The 20,221-nt window shown below is 58.6% G+C and carries 11 protein-coding genes; 2 read left to right on the forward strand and 9 right to left on the reverse strand.

What is annotated here, in order from left to right; genetic code table 11:
* Window positions 1-32: 32 nt before the first annotated feature.
* From G9X48_RS03960 to G9X48_RS03985, 6 genes are all read right to left on the reverse strand, one after another.
* Window positions 33-434 carry an Exc2 family lipoprotein gene (locus G9X48_RS03960; protein ID WP_029039501.1) on the reverse strand — a complete coding sequence of 134 codons (402 nt, stop codon included), beginning with the start codon at window positions 432-434 and terminating at the stop codon, window positions 33-35.
* Between the two features lie 223 nt (window positions 435-657).
* Entirely contained in the window at window positions 658-2,604 is a 1,947-nt protein-coding gene (locus G9X48_RS03965) for a methyl-accepting chemotaxis protein (RefSeq protein WP_054623872.1), read from the reverse strand.
* A 362-nt stretch (window positions 2,605-2,966) separates the two neighbouring features.
* Window positions 2,967-3,737 carry an AAA family ATPase gene (locus tag G9X48_RS03970; protein ID WP_097641078.1) on the reverse strand — a complete coding sequence of 257 codons (771 nt, stop codon included), beginning with the start codon at window positions 3,735-3,737 and terminating at the stop codon, window positions 2,967-2,969.
* A 570-nt stretch (window positions 3,738-4,307) separates the two neighbouring features.
* The gene (locus G9X48_RS03975) at window positions 4,308-5,564 is read right to left on the reverse strand and encodes an AAA family ATPase (protein ID WP_181145374.1); all 1,257 of its coding nucleotides are present in this window, start codon (window positions 5,562-5,564) and stop codon (window positions 4,308-4,310) included.
* Between the two features lie 207 nt (window positions 5,565-5,771).
* Window positions 5,772-8,486, reverse strand: coding sequence for a magnesium-translocating P-type ATPase (gene mgtA / locus G9X48_RS03980; protein ID WP_097641080.1), 2,715 nt, complete (start codon window positions 8,484-8,486; stop codon window positions 5,772-5,774).
* Between the two features lie 567 nt (window positions 8,487-9,053).
* On the reverse strand, window positions 9,054-10,175 hold the full coding sequence (locus G9X48_RS03985) for a cupin domain-containing protein (RefSeq protein ID WP_097641081.1): 1,122 nt from the start codon (window positions 10,173-10,175) through the stop codon (window positions 9,054-9,056).
* Window positions 10,176-10,324: 149 nt separating this feature from the next.
* On the opposite strand from G9X48_RS03985, the gene G9X48_RS03990 reads away from it, so the two are divergent.
* Together G9X48_RS03990 and G9X48_RS03995 are read left to right on the forward strand one after the other, a co-directional pair.
* The gene (locus G9X48_RS03990; protein ID WP_007781021.1) at window positions 10,325-10,492 is read left to right on the forward strand and encodes a hypothetical protein; all 168 of its coding nucleotides are present in this window, start codon (window positions 10,325-10,327) and stop codon (window positions 10,490-10,492) included.
* A gap of 124 nt (window positions 10,493-10,616) precedes the next feature.
* Window positions 10,617-13,553: an autotransporter domain-containing protein gene (locus tag G9X48_RS03995; protein WP_097641082.1), complete on the forward strand. Its 2,937-nt coding sequence runs from the start codon at window positions 10,617-10,619 to the stop codon at window positions 13,551-13,553.
* A 61-nt stretch (window positions 13,554-13,614) separates the two neighbouring features.
* Here G9X48_RS03995 and glgX read toward each other — a convergent pair whose 3' ends face one another.
* The 3 genes from glgX to treZ all read right to left on the reverse strand — a co-directional run bounded on the left by glgX (window position 13,615) and on the right by treZ (window position 20,071).
* Complete coding sequence (gene glgX / locus G9X48_RS04000) at window positions 13,615-15,690, reverse strand: glycogen debranching protein GlgX (protein ID WP_015387272.1); 2,076 nt, start codon at window positions 15,688-15,690, stop codon at window positions 13,615-13,617.
* A 68-nt stretch (window positions 15,691-15,758) separates the two neighbouring features.
* Entirely contained in the window at window positions 15,759-18,290 is a 2,532-nt protein-coding gene (gene treY / locus G9X48_RS04005) for a malto-oligosyltrehalose synthase (RefSeq protein WP_097641083.1), read from the reverse strand.
* Complete coding sequence (treZ, locus tag G9X48_RS04010; protein WP_097641084.1) at window positions 18,287-20,071, reverse strand: malto-oligosyltrehalose trehalohydrolase; 1,785 nt, start codon at window positions 20,069-20,071, stop codon at window positions 18,287-18,289. Before treZ ends, treY begins: the two co-directional genes overlap by 4 nt.
* Window positions 20,072-20,221: the final 150 nt, after the last annotated feature.

Genomic DNA, 20,221 nt, shown 5'->3' on the forward strand with positions numbered 1-20,221 from the left:
CAGCAGGTATATTATCGCCACCGCGTATGCCCTCACCGGCCGTAAAAGCCGTCCAGGTAGGTTTGCGCCAAATCGTCACCCAGCATCCGTTTTTCGCGCGGGCTGGTGTTGTCATCGAGAAACTGGCCGCGATGATTGGCAAATTCACTGGTGGTCTGCATACCGCAGGCATCGTCACGGTAAGCCTTCGCCTGACGCTCTGCCCAGGCGATGTCGCGTCCCTGTGCTTTATCCGTTTTGCCCTGATTGTAGACGCTGGTAAATGCCGGCAGAAACGCGGCGATGCTGCCTGCTTTATCGACCCTCAAATTCGCGTCGTGTGATTCCATCCCCTGCAAAACATAGTGGCGCGCGTGCATTTCTGGCGACGTTCTGGCCGTACATCCTGCTAACAGCGTAGCCACAGCCACGACTACCATTCCATAACGCCTCATATTGTCTTCCTGAAGTTGTCTGTTTATCGTGTTGAGGCCCGGCACATGTTGCTTTTGCGCGCTAACCCCATGTATCAAGGGATAAATATTACCGCGCTGAATACAGGGTTAATACATACCGAATCAGGGGATTGCGTGAACTCAGAAGACATGCATTTGTCCGATGCCTATAAAAAAGCCGCGCAGGGTGAGCCCTGCACGGCTTATCAGCAGCATTACGTCGTCAGCCCCTCTGCTGGCGGGTACTGAAGAATGCCAGCGCGGTCTCCAGCGCTTTCGCCTGCTCTTCAAGCGACATCGCCGCGGCCGAAACCTGCTGCACCAGCGAGGCGTTCTGCTGGGTCACGCTATCCATCTGATTCACCGCCACGCTAATTTGATCCACGCCGCGGGTCTGTTCATCCAGCGCCCGCACGATTTCATTGATAGCCAGGTGAACGCTGGTCACGGCTTCGATTATCTGTTTCATCGTCGAGCCGGTTTCATTGACCAGCGTCACACCCTGCCCGACGCGCCCGGTTGATTCAGCAATGAGCTGCGAAATTTCCTTCGCCGCGTTGGCGCTGCGGCTCGCGAGCGTTCGTACCTCACCGGCCACGACGGCGAAACCGCGCCCCTGCTCACCGGCGCGTGCCGCTTCCACGGCCGCGTTCAGCGCCAGAATGTTAGTCTGGAAGGCGATGCTGTCGATGATGCTGGTGATGTCGCTGATTTTCTGCGAGCTCTCATCCACCTGCGACATCACATGCACCACGCGATCGACCAGCGCTTCGCCCGCGCCTGCGATATCTTTCGCGTGCTCCGTCAGCACAATAGCGCGTGAAGCGCTTTCGGCGTTGTTTTTCACCGTCGCGGAAATTTCTTCCATGCTGGCCGCCGTCTCGACAATTGCCGCCGCCTGCTCCTCGGTGCGGGAGGCGAGATCGGTATTGCCTGCGGCGATTTCACTGCTGCCGGCGCGCACGGAATGACTGGCGTCGCTGATATCGCCGACAATCTCGCGCAACCGCGACTGCATGGTGCTTAACGCATAAAAGATGCTTCGGGTATCGCCCTGCTGTACCGGAATCGCGTTATTCAGGTTGCCATGCGCGACAGAAAGCGCAATTTCGGACGCCTCAAGGGGCTCACCGCCCACCGGGCGCGCCACTTTACGGGTAAAGACCAGCGCCACCACCAGGCTCACAACCGCGATGCTCAGCACCATCAGAATGAGGGCATTGATAAGCCCCTGCCAGGCTTCGGCCATCACCACGCTGACCGGCGTCACCACGGCAAGCTTCCACGGCGTGCCGCTGTTGCCCACGGCAATCGTGTTCCAGGTGATAAACGCCGGTTCGCCCAGCACCGGATCGTCATAGCGAATCACTTCGCGGCCCGTCACAGTGCCCTTATAAGGCTTGCCGATAGTCGCTTTATCCGGCGCGGAGATCACTTTATTGTCAGCCGAGAGGAGCAGCGCATAGCCAACGCCATCCCAGGGTTTGATCGCGCCCACCATTTTTTGCAGCGTTTCGAGAGAGAAATCGGACGTCACCGAGCCCTGGAATTTGCCGTCGCGCATTATCGGGGCGGCGATCGAGGTCAGCATCACATCCACGCCGTTGTACGGGTAAATGTACGGCTCGATGATGACATCTTTCTGGCGCTGACGCGGGAGGACGTAATAGTCGCCGCTGCCAGGCGTTTCATAATCCACCAGGTTATGCAGCGCCGGGTTGCCTGCACTGTCGCGATCCACATAACGCGCATAGCGCCCTTTGGGATCCTGGCCCGCCTGCCCTGCAAACGTGGCGTCGTTGGCATCAAACGCGTTGGGTTCAAAGGTCAGTGACATCGATAAAAAATCATCATGAGCGCGCAGAAAGCTGACTAATAGCTGCTCCAGGCCTTTACGATCGTTAAGCCCGGACTCGCGCAGCGACCACGCGCTGATACCCACATCGCGCGCGGCGGTTAACGCCGAATCCAGACGACGGCTCACCTCTAAGGTTTCCGTTTGCGCAATTTGTTGCAGGTGTTTTTTCGCGACATATTCCTGCTGCGACATCGATTGCCAGAGCAGTAAACCCATCGTGATACCAAAGCCTGCGGTTATCGTGACGAAAATCGATAACAACATGAGGGTTTTGGTCTTAAGCCTTCTTTTCGAAGGATGCTGAGCAATCATTCTCTTCTCCCGGACGCCGCCAGAAAGGCGGGACATATTTACTCACTATCGGCAACTATCCAGGAAGCCTTATGCGTACAGGCCATTAAATTTTCTTAACGCAAACGGGTCGGAATAAGCGAAACGGGGAAACGTATTACGATCAACGAGAAGGGAAACAGACTGGATTCAGAAAAAAAAGCGGGCCGCCTGACATCGCAGCGGCCCGTAAACAGAATATTGGCTAAGGTGCCCCTTTTCCTGATGATGCTATCGTAGCGCCATAACCTTAAGGGAAACTTAAGGCATAAGTTAAATCTTAAATATTTACAAAGCGCGCGTTCCGCAGGCAATAAAAATGATGGGCATCCGCGCCCGCACGATCAGGACTCAACAAACTCCAGTTTCGCTTTTACGCGTTCAAGCGACTGAAGATAATCGATATTCTCAATAAGCTGATGTAATTCCCGGGTTTCGCCGCCCGACGCCGCCAGCGCATCCTCAATAAAAGGCGAATGGCCAAAACGATGTAAGATCACATTTTTCTTTTGTATTCCGTTCAGCGAACAGAGTGTGATATAGCGGAAGCGTTTTTTATACGTGGCGTCATTTTTCAGTTTTTCCGTCGCCTCACAGGGCGCGGAAATAATGCAGCGGAACGGCGTCATCAGATACGGCTTAAGCAAGTGCAGCAAGCGCATTCCCGGCGACATCTCGTCGTTTTCCGCCGTGAACGCGTGCGTGCCATCCAGATACAGTATGACCTTATACCGCCCGGCGAGCGCCACGGCGAGTGCCAGCTTTTTCTCTATCTCTTCCTCACTGGCATTCCCGGCAAACAGCGACACCATATTTATTTCAGCCAGATGGCACCCTGGCTGGATCTGCAACAGGTAACGCGAGAGATTACGGACAAAACAGGATTTGCCAACCCCTTCATTTCCCGATACCACCAGACTGTTGGTATTACGGCATGACAGAATCGCCAGCGCCGAAAGAATTTCCGTTTCACGATACATCACGTCAGGAATATTTCCGACCGCAAGCATAGCCATCAAATCGGTGGCGTGAATGCCGTTCTCTTCCAGCCCGGAATAAAACGCCTTCCTGTCATGTTGTGGCTCAATCGTGAACAAATTGTTAGGTGGTGTCATTTTATTTTCCTTAAGCGTGTAATTACAAATGTAATAATCCCGGCCTCATTCATTACGGAATAAGGCCTTTTATCGCGCTACGCTTTTATCTTTAAGAATAATGATGGCGCCAGTGAGCAGACACGATTTATCCGACGCCAGAGTCATTTCTGCCTGCGTTTTTACGTGTCTTTTCTGCGCATTACGATGTTAAAAGCGTCCCGTTGAATACCCCATGTAGGTTTTGCATCTCCCGTCAGGCTTGCAGGTCATCAATACCCCACGAGATTGCATCAGGAAAACTTGATAATTAAGCATCACTAAAATTTGATTTAGCGTGAAGATAGGCAAAAATCTTAAAGCCGTCAACCGCCGAAATAATTATCGATAAATAAGTTATTCCTTATCCCGTGAATCGGCGAATTAAGATTTTCCTCAGTATTAATTCCGGAAATAAAGCGGTAATTTGTCCGGTTATTTTTTGACGCGGTTAAACACTGACGGCAACGAAATGGCCGCAATCTGCCATGCGTACACAGAAAAAACCCTGCCGGAGCAGGGTTTGTTGCGCAATAAGATGCAAATCGCGTATCAGAACGTACTGTAAAGCAGCGCGGACACCGTGAGCAGGCCACCGGTGGCGACCATGACAGCCGTCGGGCCGCGCAGTGAACGCAGCGCATCGCGGGTGTAAATGAGGTACGTCGGGATCAGGAAAAGAAAGATGGCGGTCAGCGGCCCGCAGACTGTCTCAATCAGCGTAATCACGTCCGGGTTAAGATCCACCACGGCGAAGGTCGCGATAAACATCGCGAGGAATGCGAGCGTCTTCGCCTGTTTCTTCATGCCTGCGTGCCCGGCCACCAGCGCCGTAATGGTTTCCGCAACAGGCAGGCACACGCCAAGAAACGATTTGGTCATCCCGACGATGGCAATAAAAGGCGCGATCATAAACAGCAGATCCAGGCCGCCCTGGCTCTGCATCACCGAGAGCATATTGAGGTTTTCCGCTTTCGCCCGGGCGAAGGTGGCCGGAGGGTTCGCCAGAAGGCAGCTCAGCACAAAGAACACGATGCTGAAAATGATCAGTGCATAGGCCACACGCACAACCCGCACCGACTTCATCTCGCCGCCATGACCGCTTTCGCGATAATACGACGCGAGCGGCGCAATCAGCGGCGCAGAGCAGAGCGCGAAAGAGATAAGCGGCAGCGTCAGCCAGATATTTTTAAACGCGTCACCCGCGCCTTCGCCTGCCGGAATCAGCGGCATGCTGAAATTCGCCAGGCTCCAGGCGGAGATCTGGATAACCGCTATCAGCAGCAGCGACACCGCAAACGGCAGCGCCAGCGCGCCCATCATGCTCACCACTTTGTCACGGCCTTTACTGAGCGCCAGGAATAAAGCCGCGACGACAATAAACGCCAGCAGCGCGCGGTTCACCGGGGCAAAATGCAGACGATTAACCAGAAAATCTGAAAGCGCGTTGACCAGCGAGATGGCATAGACCAGGGTGACCGGGAAATGGGCGACGCAGAAGAAAACACGAATTGCCGTTCTCCCCTTTGCGCCGAAAAAGGCACCAAAAAGCGGTAACGTACCGTCATCGGGCTGGTTGTCGCGCATAAATACACGGCAGATAAGCACATGCGGCACCAGCGAGAGGGGAATGCCCAGCACCAGCAGCAGAAGAAAAACCAGCGGGCCGCGCGTGCCGATTTCGACAGGAAGGAACAGTGTCCCTGCGCCAACGGTGGCACCATAAACGCCCAGCATCCAGAGGGTATCTCTGAATTTCCAGCCGGTACGGGCAGGCAGAGTGCTGTCCGTAGTGGTTGATATTGTCATTGTCTCTGTTTTCAGCTTATAGATTAAGAATGTACCGATGCCGTTTTCACAGGCCGGTTAAGGAAAAACGCACAGGGCGCAAACAGGGGCTGAATGATATAGAAATCGGCCGCTGAATTCGAAGTTCACGGCGGATAAAACGTAAATAAACGCAACGACGCGCGTGGTAATAACAAAGGGGCGTCGGCCCCTTTGTCACTGATTTACTCAGAACCACTGTCCGAATTTGCGGATGTACAGCCGTTTCATGCCCTGCACGACCACGCAATAGGTGAAAAGAATCCCCACCAGCCACGGGAAATAGCTCAACGGCAAGGGCACCAGTCCAATCATATGGCCGAGCGGCGAGAACGGAATGGCGATGCCGACTGCCATCACGATCCCTGTGGTTATCAGCACCGGCAGCGCGGCGCGGCTCTGAATAAACGGGATTTTCCGGGTACGCAACATATGCACCACCAGCGTCTGCGACAGCAGCCCTTCCACAAACCACCCGGACTGAAAGAGCGACTGCGCCGCAGGCGAGTTGGCGGCAAACACAAACCACATCACCGCAAAGGTCGCCATATCGAACAGTGACGATGTCGGCCCCATCCAGATCATAAAGCGCTTAATATTCTGCGCATCCCATTTACGCGGCTGACGCAGAAACGCCTTATCCATGCGATCCCACGGCAGCGAGAGCTGCGAAATGTCATACATCAGGTTCTGCACCAGCAGATGAATGGCGAGCATCGGCAGGAACGGCAGAAACGCGCTCGCCACCAGCACCGAAAAGACATTGCCGAAGTTAGAGCTGGCGGTCATGTTCAGGTATTTGATGATGTTGCCGAAGGTCTCGCGGCCGGTCAGCACGCCCCGCTCCAGCACCATCAGATCTTTTTCGAGCAAAATGATATCCGATGACTCTTTGGCGATATCCGCCGCGCTGTCCACCGAAATCCCGACATCCGCATCGCGCAGCGCCGGCGCGTCGTTAATGCCGTCGCCAAGGAACCCAACCGTGTGGCCGTTATTTTGCAGCGCCCGCAGAATGCGGGATTTCTGCAATGGCGTCAGCTTCGCGAAAATCGCACAGCGTTTAACCGCCGCAGCAAGCTGCGTTTCGTCCATATCGTCAATGACATCGCCCGTCAGGATCTCGCGGCGGTCGATCCCTACCTGCTCGCAGATGCAGGCCGCTACCAGCGGGTTATCGCCGGTCAGCACCTTCACGCTAACGCCATGCTCATGGAGCGCGGCGATCGCCTGCGCCGCGCTCGCTTTTGGCGGATCGAGAAACGTCAGCATCCCTTCAATAATCAGCCCGTTTTCGTCCGCCACGCAGAGCGGATGATCAAGCCCGGTCTGTGGCAGTTCGCGTGTCGCCACCACCAGCACCCGGAAGCCCTGCGCGTTGTACTGGCGCGTTAAGCGCAGGTACGCGTCGCGGCGCGCGTCATCAAGCGCGTATACCGTGTCGCCCTCGCGGATATGCGTCGAGACAGAGAGCATCTCTTCAACGGCACCCTTGCAGATAAGCGTCTGCTGATGCTCGCCATATCCTTCCACCACCACAGAAACGCGGCGGCGTACAAAATCAAACGGCAGCTCGTCAATTTTGAAATAGCCGGATTGTATCGATGGTGAAAGCGCGGCCTGCCCGGACGCCAGTACCGCCTTGTCCATCAGGTTTTGCGAGCCGCTCAGGTTGACGCTGTTCAGCCAGGCAAGAGTGAGCACATGCAGGCTGTCGCGGCCGTGGCAGTCGAGATGTTTTTCCAGCACAATCGTGTCCTGGGTGAGCGTGCCGGTTTTATCGGTACAGAGCACATCCATCGCGCCGAAATTCTGAATCGCGTTCAGGCGCTTCACAATCACCTTGCGACGGGCCATGACAATCGCCCCCTTCGCCAGATTAGAGCTGACAATCATCGGCAGCATTTCTGGCGTCAGCCCCACCGCGACGGCCAGCGCGAAAAACGTGGCATCCAGCCAGTCGCCTTTGGTGAAGCCGTTGATGAGCAGCACCACCGGCACCATCACCAGCATAAAGCGGATCAGCAGCCAGCTGACGCTGTTCACGCCTTTATCAAACGCCGTCTGGGTGCGGTTACCGACGAGCGATTTCGCAAGCGATCCGAAATACGTTTTCGCGCCGGTCGCCACCACCACGCCGCAGGCGGTGCCGCTCGCGACATTGGTGCCCATCAGGCAAATATTGCCCCGCTCCAGCAGGCTGGCGCTGTTATCAGGGATATCGTCTGCGCTTACGCCTTTCCCCTGCACATGGCCGGTGACGTCATATTTTTCCACCGGCAGCGACTCGCCGCTCAGTATCGCCTGGCTGATAAACAGATCCCGTGAGGCAATGAGCCGTAAATCCGCCGGGATCAGATCGCCCGCCGAGAGAGTCACGATATCGCCCGGCACCAGTTCCTCGACCGGGATTTCGCGTTTCTCGCCGTCACGGTTGCTCACGGTACGGCGCAGCACGGTTGCCGTCGTGCTTACCATCGATTTCAGCGCCTGCGCGGCTTTATTGGTGTGAAACTCCTGCCAGAAGCGCAATAAGCCGCTCAGCAACACCATCGTCACAATGATAATAACGCCGGTCAGATCGGTCTCCTGCCCTGCGCGCAGCGGATACCAGTAATCGGTAAAGAAGCTGATCAGCGCCAGCGCCATCAGCACATAGATAAACGGGTTATTGAACGCCTGAAGCAGTTGCACCAGCGCGGGCGGCGCGTTGTCATGCGCCACGGCATTCGGGCCGTAAGCGGCAAGGCGCGCCTGCGCCTCTTTTTCCAGCAGTCCTTTTTCGCTGCTTTCCAGCCGCGCTAATGTCTCCTGGTGGCGCTCTGCTGACGCCATTTCGATGCAAAACGTCGCCGCCTGTTTTTTTGCGGCATTATTCATTTTTCTGGAATTGTACTTTGCCATACCGGCACCTGTTATTCAGGGTTCAGCAAAACGCGCGGGCGTCTTACCGCAGGTTTTAAAACGCGCACGCCATTTCACCTTTAAAAAAGTAAAGGCGTGCTAAAGCATATTGTTAAAAACAGAAAGGAATTAACGCAGAGGCGGAGGGAACAGGGCTGTGTGAATAAAAAACATAGGTAAGCACTCCTTAATAAAACAAGGATTAACGCCCGGGGTGCAATAAGATGAAAACGTACATTGCTGCCCGCCATGAGAGGCAAACAGCGCAGGGATTGTCGCGAGTTTGCCCGTTAATAAATTCCGGTATCGCTGTTCAGAAGGGGAATCTCCATCAATAATTTTCCCGCAGTATAATGCGCGGCCCTGTAAAGTAAATGCCTAACGGCCTGAGGTTTACAGAGCGTTTAGATTTTTATTTCAACACGCGGCGTACTCAATTTGAATTCACTGAGACGTATTATTTCCGGGGTGCGTAAAATCGCATAACGCTATTTTATTAACGACTGCCAGGTTATTTCATAAAAAGAAAACGGCCTTCATCAGAAATGAAGGCCGTGTGCCAGCCGTTTATTCGTCAAAGAACCAGTAGCCCTGATTTATCAGCGCGGTCAGTTCCTCCATAAATGCGGGGTGATGCAGCGCGTCGCCAAGTTCATGCTGGCTGAGAGCGGTATAACGGCACAGCGCATCTGCCGCGCGCGGGTCGACGGTCTCATACGGCTCGCTGTTAATGAAAAAGCCGCCGTTGACGTTCAGCACCCGCAGGCCGGAGAGGCGCGTCAGCGTTTCGCCGCCCAGCAGCGCCTCGCGCACCTCTTCAGCGGTGTACGGCGGTTCGGCAGGCGCAATATCCAGTTCGTGGCGCGGCGTGGTGACGAACGATCCAAACCAGCGGGTGAAATCTTCCGGCTGGTTCATCATCTCAATCATCATCTGGCGAATACGCTCAAGCTCATACGCCTCGATGCGGCCCGGATGGTCGCGGCAGGTCAGATCCGGGTCGCTGTAGTGCTCGCCGCCCAGATCGTTTTCCAGCGCGTAGTCCGCAAAGCTGCTGATTAAATCGCGCCCGTTCGGCCCCCGGAAACCGACGGAGTAATTCAGCGCCGTTTCATGGGTGAAGCCGTCATGCGGGAATCCGGGCGGAATATAGAGGATATCGCCCGGTTCAAGATCTTCATCGATAATTGGCTCGAACGGGTCGACATGCAGCAGCGCCGGATGCGGGCAGAACTGACGCATCGGCAGCTTGTCGCCCACGCGCCAGCGGCGACGGCCCATGCCCTGAATAATAAACACGTCGTACTGATCGATATGCGGGCCGACGCCGCCGCCCGGTACGGAATACGAAATCATTAAATCGTCCAGACGCCAGTCCGGCAGCACGCGAAACGGGCGCACCAGCTCGGCGGAGGGTGCATGCCAGTGGTTCACCGCCTGCGCCAGCAGCGACCAGCCGGTTTCACCCAGCCCGTCGAAATGTGTAAACGGGCCGTGACTGGCGTGCCACTTACCGTTTTTATGGCTCACCAGGCGGCTGTCGACCTCCGGCTCCATCGCAAGCCCGGCCAGTTCGTCCGGCGTGATCGGGTCAATAAAATTCGCAAACGCCTGTTTCAGTACGACAGGTTTTTTCTGCCAGTAGGTTTCTAAAAATTCCGGCCAGTTCAGATTGAGTTGGTAAGCCATAGCATCACACCAGTGAAGGATTGAGGGCGCGATTATAAGAAGGCCGGGTGGTTCAGCGCCTTGTCATGGGTCAAGCGCTGACCCCGCGCATTATCAATGCGCCTTGTTTTTCGCTATGATGCGTACTGCTGTTTACCGCCGGAGGGCTTATGCATTATCTGCTGGAACTGATTTCCGATCTTATTTTGTACTGGCCAACCCGTAATCCGCCGCCGGAGGGGAGAAACGCCATTCCTTCGCTCAAACACAAGCCGCTGTTTCGTATGCCCGAAGGCGATCCGCTGAAAAAAGACGAGCAGCCTAAAGAGCCCGAATAATCGCATGCGCCTACGCCGCTAATTATCCCCGAAAACCCCGTTATATCGGCCCATCGCTGCCACCTGCGCAATGTTACGCTGCGTGATAATCCAGTCATTTTAATAATTTCACGGCAGGTGATTGATGGCGCGTCACGTTTCCGGGCTGCTGAAAGCGGTCTGTTTCCTCTTTGTTTTTGCCGTGCTGTTTGCAGTGACGCTCTCCCCTGCCCGCGCGCTTTCCACCGCGTGCACGGCGCTGAACGCGGCAAGCCCGGTGAGTTCCGGCCTCAGCACGTACAACGCCAGCAGTTTCAGCGCAGATGAAACCCTCACCGTCTCGTTTACCGACAGTGGCGCGGGTACAGGCGGCCTGCCGATGAATGCGGATACCGTCATCATGCAATCCCGTGACTTCTCGCAGCATTATCTGGTGCATTACAGCTCCGACGGCAATGCGGGGAGTTTCAGCACCACGCTGACCGGCGCACAGCTCACGGCGGGCGGACTCTGGTTAAAAGTCTCAACGGCCAACGGCTTTATCAGCCCGGTGACTATTTCCTGTACCGCGGCGGTCACGCTCTCCTCCGATGCCACGCTGAGCGGGCTCTCGTTTTCCGGCGGCGCGCTCTCGCCTGGCTTCTCAGCCAGCAACACCAGCTACCACGCGACGGTCGATTACGCGGTCTCCTCGGTGACGCTGACGCCAGTCACCACCCACGCCGCCGCCACCGTCACCGTGAATGGCAACGTCGTGTCTTCCGGCTCCGCATCGCCCTCTGTAAACCTGAGCGTGGGCGTAAATACCCTCACGATCGTCGTGGCCGCCGAAGATGGCACCACCAAAAACTACAGCGTTGTTATCCAGCGCAACGAGCAGATGCCCGTGGCGGGTAACGTCAGCGCGCAGGTGGCGGCCAACAGTCAGGATAACCCTGTTGCACTCGCGCTCTCCGGCGGCACCGCAACGGCGGTGAATCTGGTTAGCGCGCCGCAGCACGGCACGCTGATGATTTCCGGTACGACGGTTACGTACACGCCGCTGGCAGGGTATAGCGGCAGCGACAGTTTTACCTACAACGCCAGTAACAGCGCGGGCACCTCGGCGAACGCCACAGCATCGCTGACCATTACCGCGCCCGCTGCCGTGACGATATCGCCCGCCAGCGGCGCACTCGCGCCTGCCACCGTGGGCAGCGCCTGGTCGCAGAACGTTTCCGTCACCGGCGGCACAGCGCCTTATATCTGGACTGCGCATGGCCTGCCGGCAGGTATCACGCACAACAGCGCGACCGGCGCGCTCTCCGGTACGCCCACCACGTCCGGCAGTTTCAGCATTTCGCTGACCGCGCAGGATGCCCGCGGCGTTTCCGGTACCGTAACCTATACGCTGGTGGTCGCGAACGGCGCGCCGCCTGCCGCCACGCTCGTGATGACGCCAGCGGCGGGCGCGCTCCCCTCCGGCACCGTTGGCACTGCCTTATCGCAGACGTTCGCGGTGAGCGGCGGCGCAGCGCCATATCGCTGGCAGCTGAGCGGCTCGCTGCCCGCAGGGCTCACTTTCTCCGACGGCCTCCTGAAAGGCACGCCGGGCGTGGCAGGCGACAGCGCCTTTACGCTGTCAGCCACCGATGCGAACGGCGCCACGGTTCACGCGGCCTACACGCTGCACATTAACGCCGCCGCGCAGGCGGTGGATCAAAGCGCGTCGCTCTCTGCCGGGCGCGTTACCCGCGTGTCGCTCACGCGCGGTGCCACCGGCGGCCCGTTCACCGGCGCGCGTCTGCTGACAGCCCCGGATAAACGCCAGGGCACGGCCAGCATCCAGCCGCAGGGGGGCGATTACGAACTGACATTTACCGCCGCGCCGCAGGCCAGCGGCACCGTTGTACTGCGCTATGTGCTGTTAAGTGCTTCGGGCATCACGCCGCCTGCGACCATTACGTTCTCCATCGCCTCACGCCCCGATCCGTCGAAAGACGCCAGCGTGACGGGCACCGTCAGCGCGCAGTACCAGGCGGCGCAAAACTTCGCCCGCGCGCAGATCCGTAACTTCAACGATCGCCTTGAACAGCTGCACGGCAGCGAAGACGTACCGTCCAGTCTGAACGGCGTACACTTTGCCCTGCCCACCTCGCCGGCGGAGCGCGGGCTGGATACCGATCTCTGGAACGCCGCGCTTCAGCAGCAAGCGCAGCTGGATGCGCAGAACAGTCTGCCGCCCGCGCTGCCATTTGGCACGCAGATGCCTGGCCAGCGGCTCTCTTACTGGACGGGCGGCTATGTCGATTTCGGGCGCGATAAAGACGCGACGATGCGCTTAAGCCATACGCTGGTGGGCGTCAGCACCGGCGTGGATTACCGCTTTACGCCCACCGTGACGGCAGGTGTGGGAATGGGGTTCGGGCGCGACGTCAGCGATATCGGCGACACCGGCACCCGCAGCAATGGTCGCTCACTGAGCACCGCGCTCTATGCGAGCTATCACCCGGACGCGGTTTTCGTCGACGGGCTGTTAGGTTACAGCCGCCTCGATTTCGACAGCAAACGCCACGTGAGTGAAACGGATATCTATGCGCGCGGCAGCCGCGCCGGCAGCCAGGTCTTTGGCGCGCTGACCTCCGGCTACGAATTCCGCCTGCCGCAGAGTCTCGTCTCGCCGTATGGCCGCGTACAGGTTTCACAGACGCATCTGGAGAGCTACAGCGAATCGGACGCGGGCATGTATAACCTGGCGTTCGCGCCGCAGCGTTTTTCACAGGTGACGGGCAGCGCGGGCCTGCGCGCCGAACACCGTGTACCGGTAAGCTGGGGCGATATTCGTTTGCAAAGCCGCGTGGAGTATTCACGCCTGATGAATGACACCGGCAGCGCGCGCGTCGGGTATGCCGATACCGGCAATGACACCTGGCGCATGTCGCTGTATGAGCAAAACCGCCAGACGCTGGCGCTTGGCGTCGGGCTTGATATGGCGCTACCGAATGGCGTCACGCCTGGGCTTGCGTATCAGGGTACGCTGGGGCTGGATGACAGAGGTTCACGCGCCCAGACCATCATGGCGCGCATGAACGTGGCGTTTTAATCTGCCATAAAAAAACGGCGCAGAAGATAACCCCTGCGCCGTTGGTTTTATGGCATCGCCATTACGGACGTCTGAACAGCGCGATGCTGCGCCCTTCGAGCTCGAAATCCTTCTCTTTGGTGATAACCAGGCCGTGATTCGCGGTGTCGGATGTGGTCAGCTCCAGCACCCAGCCGCCTTCGCCAAACTGCGGAATACGGAACGGCACGTTGCCTTCAAACGGGTTGAACAGCATCAGTACGTCGTGCCAGATACCTTCTTCGGTTTCCAGATCGGGCCTGCCGATGTACACCCCGAGCGTCGAGCCTTCGTCCCACTGCTCCGGTTGCTGATAGCCGCCGCCCGCGTTGAACCACTCGATAACCATCCCGTCGCGCCAGTTTTCACGGCGCAGCAGCGGCTGCTCGGCGCGCAGCTTAATCACCTTACGGGTGAATTCGCGCAGCGCCTCGGCGCTTTCCGGCAGGTTCTCCCAGTGTACCCAGGAAATTTCGCTGTCCTGGCAGTAGCCGTTGTTATTCCCCATCTGGCTGCGGCCAAACTCGTCACCCGCCAGCAGCATCGGCGTACCGTGGGAGAACAACAGCGTGGCGAGGAAGTTACGTTTCTGGCGCTCACGCACCGCGTTGATGCCTTCATCGTCCGTCGGGCCTTCCGCGCCGTAGTTATAGGAGCGGTTGTCGTTATGGCCGTCGTTGTTGTCTTCCCCGTTATCCTCATTGTGCTTCTCGTTGTACGACACCAGGTCGTTAAGCGTGAAGCCGTCATGGGCGGTAATAAAGTTGACGCTCGCCCACGGACGGCGGCCACGCTGATCGTAGAGATCGCCGGAGCCCAGCAGGCGCGCCGCAAAATCGGTCGAGACGTTATCGCCCTTCCAGTATTCACGCACCGTATCGCGGTATTTGTCGTTCCACTCCGCCCAGCCCGGCGGGAAACCACCCACCTGATAGCCGCCAGGGCCGATGTCCCACGGCTCGCCAATCAGTTTCACTTTCGAGAGCACCGGATCCTGCATGATGGCGTCAAAGAAACCGCCGCGCTGGTCAAACCCTTCCGGCTCGCGGCCAAGAATGGTGCCAAGATCGAAACGGAAACCGTCGATATGCATCGATTCCGCCCAGTAACGCAGCGAATCCATCACCATCTGCAGCACGCGCGGGTGCGACGTATTCACCGTATTGCCGGTGCCGGTATCATTGATGTAATAGCGGTGCTGATCGGGCAGCGTGCGGTAATAAGAGAAGTTATCGATGCCCTTGAACGAGAGCGTCGGGCCAAGCTCGTTGCCTTCGGCGGTGTGGTTATAGACCACATCCAGGATCACCTCGATACCGGCGTCGTGGTAGGCGCGCACCATATCGCGAAAACCCTGAATGCCGCGCGGGCCGAAATAGCGCGACGCAGGTGCGAAGAAGCCGAGCGAATTGTAGCCCCAGAAGTTTTTCAGCCCCTTATCCAGCAGGTGCTGATCGTCCGGGAACCAGTGCACCGGCAGCAGTTCAACAGAGGTAATGCCCAGGCTCTTGATGTAATCCACCGTCGCCTTATGCCCCATACCGTCGTAGGTACCGCGCAGCTCAGGCGGTACCGCCGGATTGAGCTGCGTGAAGCCTTTGACATGAGTTTCATACACCACCGCGTGTGGCCAGGCGATGGTTGGCCGGTTCTGATCCTGCCAGTCAAATTCGTTCGGATCGATGACGCGACACTTCGGCATATAGGGCGCGCTGTCACGCTCATCGAAGGTAAGGTCTTTATCTTCGTGCAGCAGGTCGTAGGCAAAATGCGCTTCGTTCCATTCGATATTGCCGACGAGATCGCGTGCGTACGGGTCGACCAGCAGCTTGTTCGGGTTAAAGCGATGACCGTTTTCCGGATCGTACGGCCCGTGTACGCGGTAACCATACAGCGCGCCAGGTTGCAGACCCGGCACATAGCCGTGCCAGACTTCATGCGTATATTCCGGCAGCGTCAGACGAGCGATTTCATTTTTGCCGCTCGGATCGTAGAGACACAGCTCCACGCGCTCGGCGTGTGCGGAGAAAATCGCGAAGTTCACCCCCTCGCCGTCGTAATTTGCGCCGAGGGGATAACTGCATCCCGCCGTGATTTCAAAAGCCTTACCGTTTGACATATCTCCCTCTCCCTCCGGACCATAAATGTTCAGGACTACCACGATTCATGATGTTTATTTGCATGGAATCAGTCGGTTATGAGTATCACGGACGAGCAGCCGTCGGCTGTCTCCAGGTTTATGCGATCGGCGAGCGTTACCGTCTCGCCGGTCAGCACGTTGCGCCAGCGACGCTGCGTGAGCGTCGGCGGCAGCATAATCTGCGTGTCGTGCCAGCCTGCACGGGCCGGTAGCGACGCGCTTTCATAAAGCGCGGTGAACATCAGCCGCGGCGCTATCACGATGATGGCGTCATCGCCGTGCGTGCGGGCGTAAGCAATCACGTTACTGTCGAACTCGCCTTCGGTGTGAAGCGGCAGATAGTCGCCGTGGCGGAACAGCGCCGTATTCTGCTGGCGCAGGTGCAGCACGCGGGCGATCAGGTGCTGCTTAAGCCGCCCGCTGATCCAGTCCTGCGAGGTGGCAGCAAAATTCGCCTGCGGCGCCAGCATACTGTCGAGCGCGATGAAATCCGGCTCGCGGCGGTTATCCGGGTCCACCAGGCTGAAGTTGAGCGCTTCGCTGCCCTGGTAGATATCCGGCACGCCAGGCGCGGTCAGCTTCAGCGCCGTCTGGGTCAGGCTGTTCACCAGCCCCGCGCGGATAAACGGCTGCAACGCCTCGTGGAAATCCTTCAGGAAATCCTGATTGTCCGGCGAGAGCATATGGCGTGCGTAATCCAGCACCGCTTTTTCATAGGCGTCGTTGGTGTCCGCCCAGTCGGTGCGCAGCTTCGCTTCACGCAGCGCCTTTTCCACAAAGCCCAGGAAGCGTTCTTCCAGCGCCTTCAGGCCTGCGGCATCATCCGGCTTCAGCGTGGCGGGCCAGACGCCCGCCAGCGCCTGATAGAGCATCCAGGTATCGGCGCCCTTCGGCGCGGTGCCGTCATTGAGGAACACCACTTTGGTCTGGTTGAGCTGACGCCAGCGCGCAACGCACTCGGCATAAAACAGCGGCGCTTCGGTGAGCGCATAGAGCCTGGCGCGGGCGTCTTCGCCGCGTTTGGTGTCATGGGTTGACGTGCTGGTAAGCGCGTCCGGCTGATGCGCCAGGCGCAGCTTCATCTCTTTATGGAAGCGATCCGCCGAGTAGGTGCGCGGCAGCGGCTCGGCCCCCACTTCATTGAGCGCAAGCTGCATGTTCTGGCGGAAAAACAGCGTGTCTTCCACTGATTTGGCCATCAGCGGGCCGGTAAGCTGCTGAAAACGGGTGCGGAACGTGGCGGCGTCGGCGAGTGAGCCGCCGGAGAGGTTGCCGGCCAGCACATCGGCGAGAAACCCGAGCGCCTGCGCATCCGGCGCGTGCTCGCTGGCCTGTACTTTCGCGACCACTTTCTGCAGCAGCGCGCTGTCAGCAGGCGTCAGCCCCTGTGCGGTGCCGTAGGTGCGATACACCGGGAACGCCACCAGTAATTCACGCAGCGCGCCGCGAAGCACCGGTTCTTCCAGGGTCACGCCTTCCTGCTGTGCAATGCGGGTTGCGAGCCGCAGCAGCGTGGTGAACTCCCCTTCAAAATTCCGGTCGGCCATCAGCAGCTTGGCGTCGCGAAGTTCGGCGGACATATCCACTTCCTGGCCGACCACGTCGTGATACGCCTTGCTGAGATCGTCGAGCTTCGCGTCATCCACCAGCACGTCCGAGAGCGCGGCGATAAATTCATACCCCGTCGTGCCGGAAATCGGCCAGTCGTCGGGGATCTGCTCGCCCTTGCCGAGAATTTTTTCGACGGTGATGTAGCAATCCGGCCCGGCTTTTTCGCGCAGCCGCTCCAGATACGCTTTCGGATCGGCAAGGCCGTCGACGTGATCCACCCGCAGGCCATCCACCGCGCCGGCGTGCACCAGTTCGAGGATCAGCCGGTGGCTGTCGTCAAACACGGCGTCATCTTCAACGCGCACGCCCGCAAGCCCGGTTATCTCAAAAAAGCGGCGGTAGGAGAGCGAGCGCGGCGCGGCGCGCCAGGAAATTAACTGGTACGGCTGGCGGTCATGCAGCGCCGCAATCGCCTGTTTATCGGTAATGGCCAGCACGTCCGCCTCACGCCCCTGCCAGGTCTCCGGGTTGAGCGGGTAGTAGCTGTCATAATAGGCGAGCGCGGGTTTGCCGGTTTTCGGATCGGGCTTAACGCTGATTTCGCCGTTCTCCAGCACGTTCTCAAACGTATCGCCCAGGAACGGCAGCGTCAGGCGGCGCGTCCAGTCGATATCGAAATGGCGGGCGTAACGGCTTTTTTCGCCGTGTTCAATCACATCGCGCCACCAGGGGTTTTCCAGCGACGCCGCCATATGGTTGGGCACGATATCGAGGATCAGCCCCAGCCCGGCGGCTTTGAGCGCCTGCACCATGCGGTCAAAGCCTTCGCGCCCGCCGATGGACGGCTCGATTTCATTGGCGTCGGTCACGTCATAACCGTGGGTGGAGCCGGTGGTGGCGGTAAACACCGGCGACGCGTACAGATGGCTGATGCCAAGCCGCTTCAGATAAGGCACCAGGCCCGCCGCGCGGTCAAACGTCATGCCGTTGCGAAACTGAATGCGGTACGTTGAAGAGGGAATACTCATTGCGCGTCTCCTTTCGCCAGGCGAACGTGAATGCTGTTAGCAGGCAGTTCGTCGCCAGCCTGCGGCCAGGCGAACAGCGTATCGCCCGGCATTTCCGGCAGCGGTTGCGGGCGCTCGCCGATATTGATCGCCAGCGACAGCGTGCCTTTCGGGAAGGTCCAGCTCACCGCCACAAAGCCCGGCGCGGTGTCGATAACGCGCCCGCTGTGGCCGCCCGCCGTGGACAGCAGCGGCACGATATGCGCACGGCGAAGCGCCAGCAGCTCGCGGGTGAGCGCAAGCCACGCCCTCCCCTCTTCGCTTTCCAGCTTCTGCCAGTCGAGTTTCGACATCTCAAAGGTTTGCTGCGCGTTCGGGTCCGGCACGCTGTCGCCGTCCCAGTCGCCGTGGCCTTCAAATTCACGCGCGCGGCCTTCGCGCACGGCTTTTGCGAGGTCGCCGTGGAAATCGGTAAAGAACAGGAACGGGTTGGTTTCGCCGTACTCTTCGCCCATAAACAGCAGCGGAATGTGCGGCGAGAGCAGCAGGGTGGCGAGCAGCACTTTGGTACGGTCGCTGCCTGCCAGCTCAATCAGGCGTTCGCCCCAGGCGCGGTTGCCGACCTGGTCGTGGTTCTGGATAAAATCGACGAACGCGACCGGCGGCTGGCCGGTGCTGTCCACGCCGCGCGGCTCACCGCTCTGCGGCGAGACTTCGCCCTGATAGGCAAAACCCTCCGTCAGTATGCGGGCGACGAGTTTTTCAGGCTGATCGGCGAAGTCCTGGTAATAGGCGTGCGTTTCGCCGGTGGCAAAGACATGGATGGCGTTGTGAAAATCGTCGTTCCATTCGCCGGTAAACAGCGGCGCGCTGCCGTCCGGGTTACGCGGGTGCAGGAAAATCACGTTGCGGCTGTCTTCGGTGGTGAGATGCGCCGGGCGGTCAGTGATTTCCGCACGGATGCGCTCGGCGATTTCGACCAGCGCGTGTTTCGCTGAGGTATCTTCAATCTGGTCGATGGCGTCAAAACGCAGGCCGTCCAGGCGGTACTCTTTCAGCCAGTAGAGCGGCGCTTCGACGATGTAACGGCGCACCGCATCGACGTCATAGGCGATGCCGTTGCCCCATGGCGTCATGCGCTCTTTGTGGAAGAAATCGGGCGCCAGCAGCGGCAGATAGTTGCCTTCCGGGCCGAAGTGGTTGAGCACGATATCCAGCACCACGGAGAGCCCGTGGGCGTGGGCGGCGTCGATAAACGCTTTGAAATCGTCCGGCGTACCGTAGGCGGAATGCGGCGCGTAAAGCAGCACGCCGTCGTAACCCCAGCCGCGGTTACCGCCGAACTGCGACACCGGCAGCACTTCCAGCATCGTGACGCCAAGCTGCGCCAGATACGGCAGCTTTTCAATCGCCGCGCGGAAAGTGCCTTCCGGCGTGAATGTGCCGATATGCATCTCATAGACGACCGTCTCTTCCCACGGGCGGCCGTGCCAGTCCGTGGTTTGCCACTGATACGCGGCGGGATCGACAACCAGCGACGGCCCGTTCACGTCCGCTTTCTGGGCGCGTGAAGCCGGGTCCGGCACGGTCATGCCGTCTTCCAGCACAAAACAGTATTCGGTTCCGGGTGCAACGCCCGGCACTTCCCGTTCAAACCAGCCATCGCCTGTCGGCGTCATGGGCAAATCCTGGCCCGCGAGGCGCAGCGTCACGCGCTTCTGTCCGGTCGCCCAGAGACGGAAGCGAGCGGCGCCGTCCGCCGCATATTCGCTACCCCAACTTTTCAGGAATGTTGACTCCATTCTGTTACCTCATTTAATCCAGAAGTGAGCAGTGGCGCGATCGCGCGATTTCCGCTCCTGTGGCGCGCCTCAGGAGCGTGAATGTGAAAGCATGATCCGGGTGCCGCAGCGGGCCGGTAGCGCGCAGGCCGCCTGTGTGAAAGCGGTTTT

It is taken from the genome of Cronobacter sp. HA18006 (assembly GCF_011605445.1).
Classification (GTDB): domain Bacteria; phylum Pseudomonadota; class Gammaproteobacteria; order Enterobacterales; family Enterobacteriaceae; genus Cronobacter; species Cronobacter sakazakii.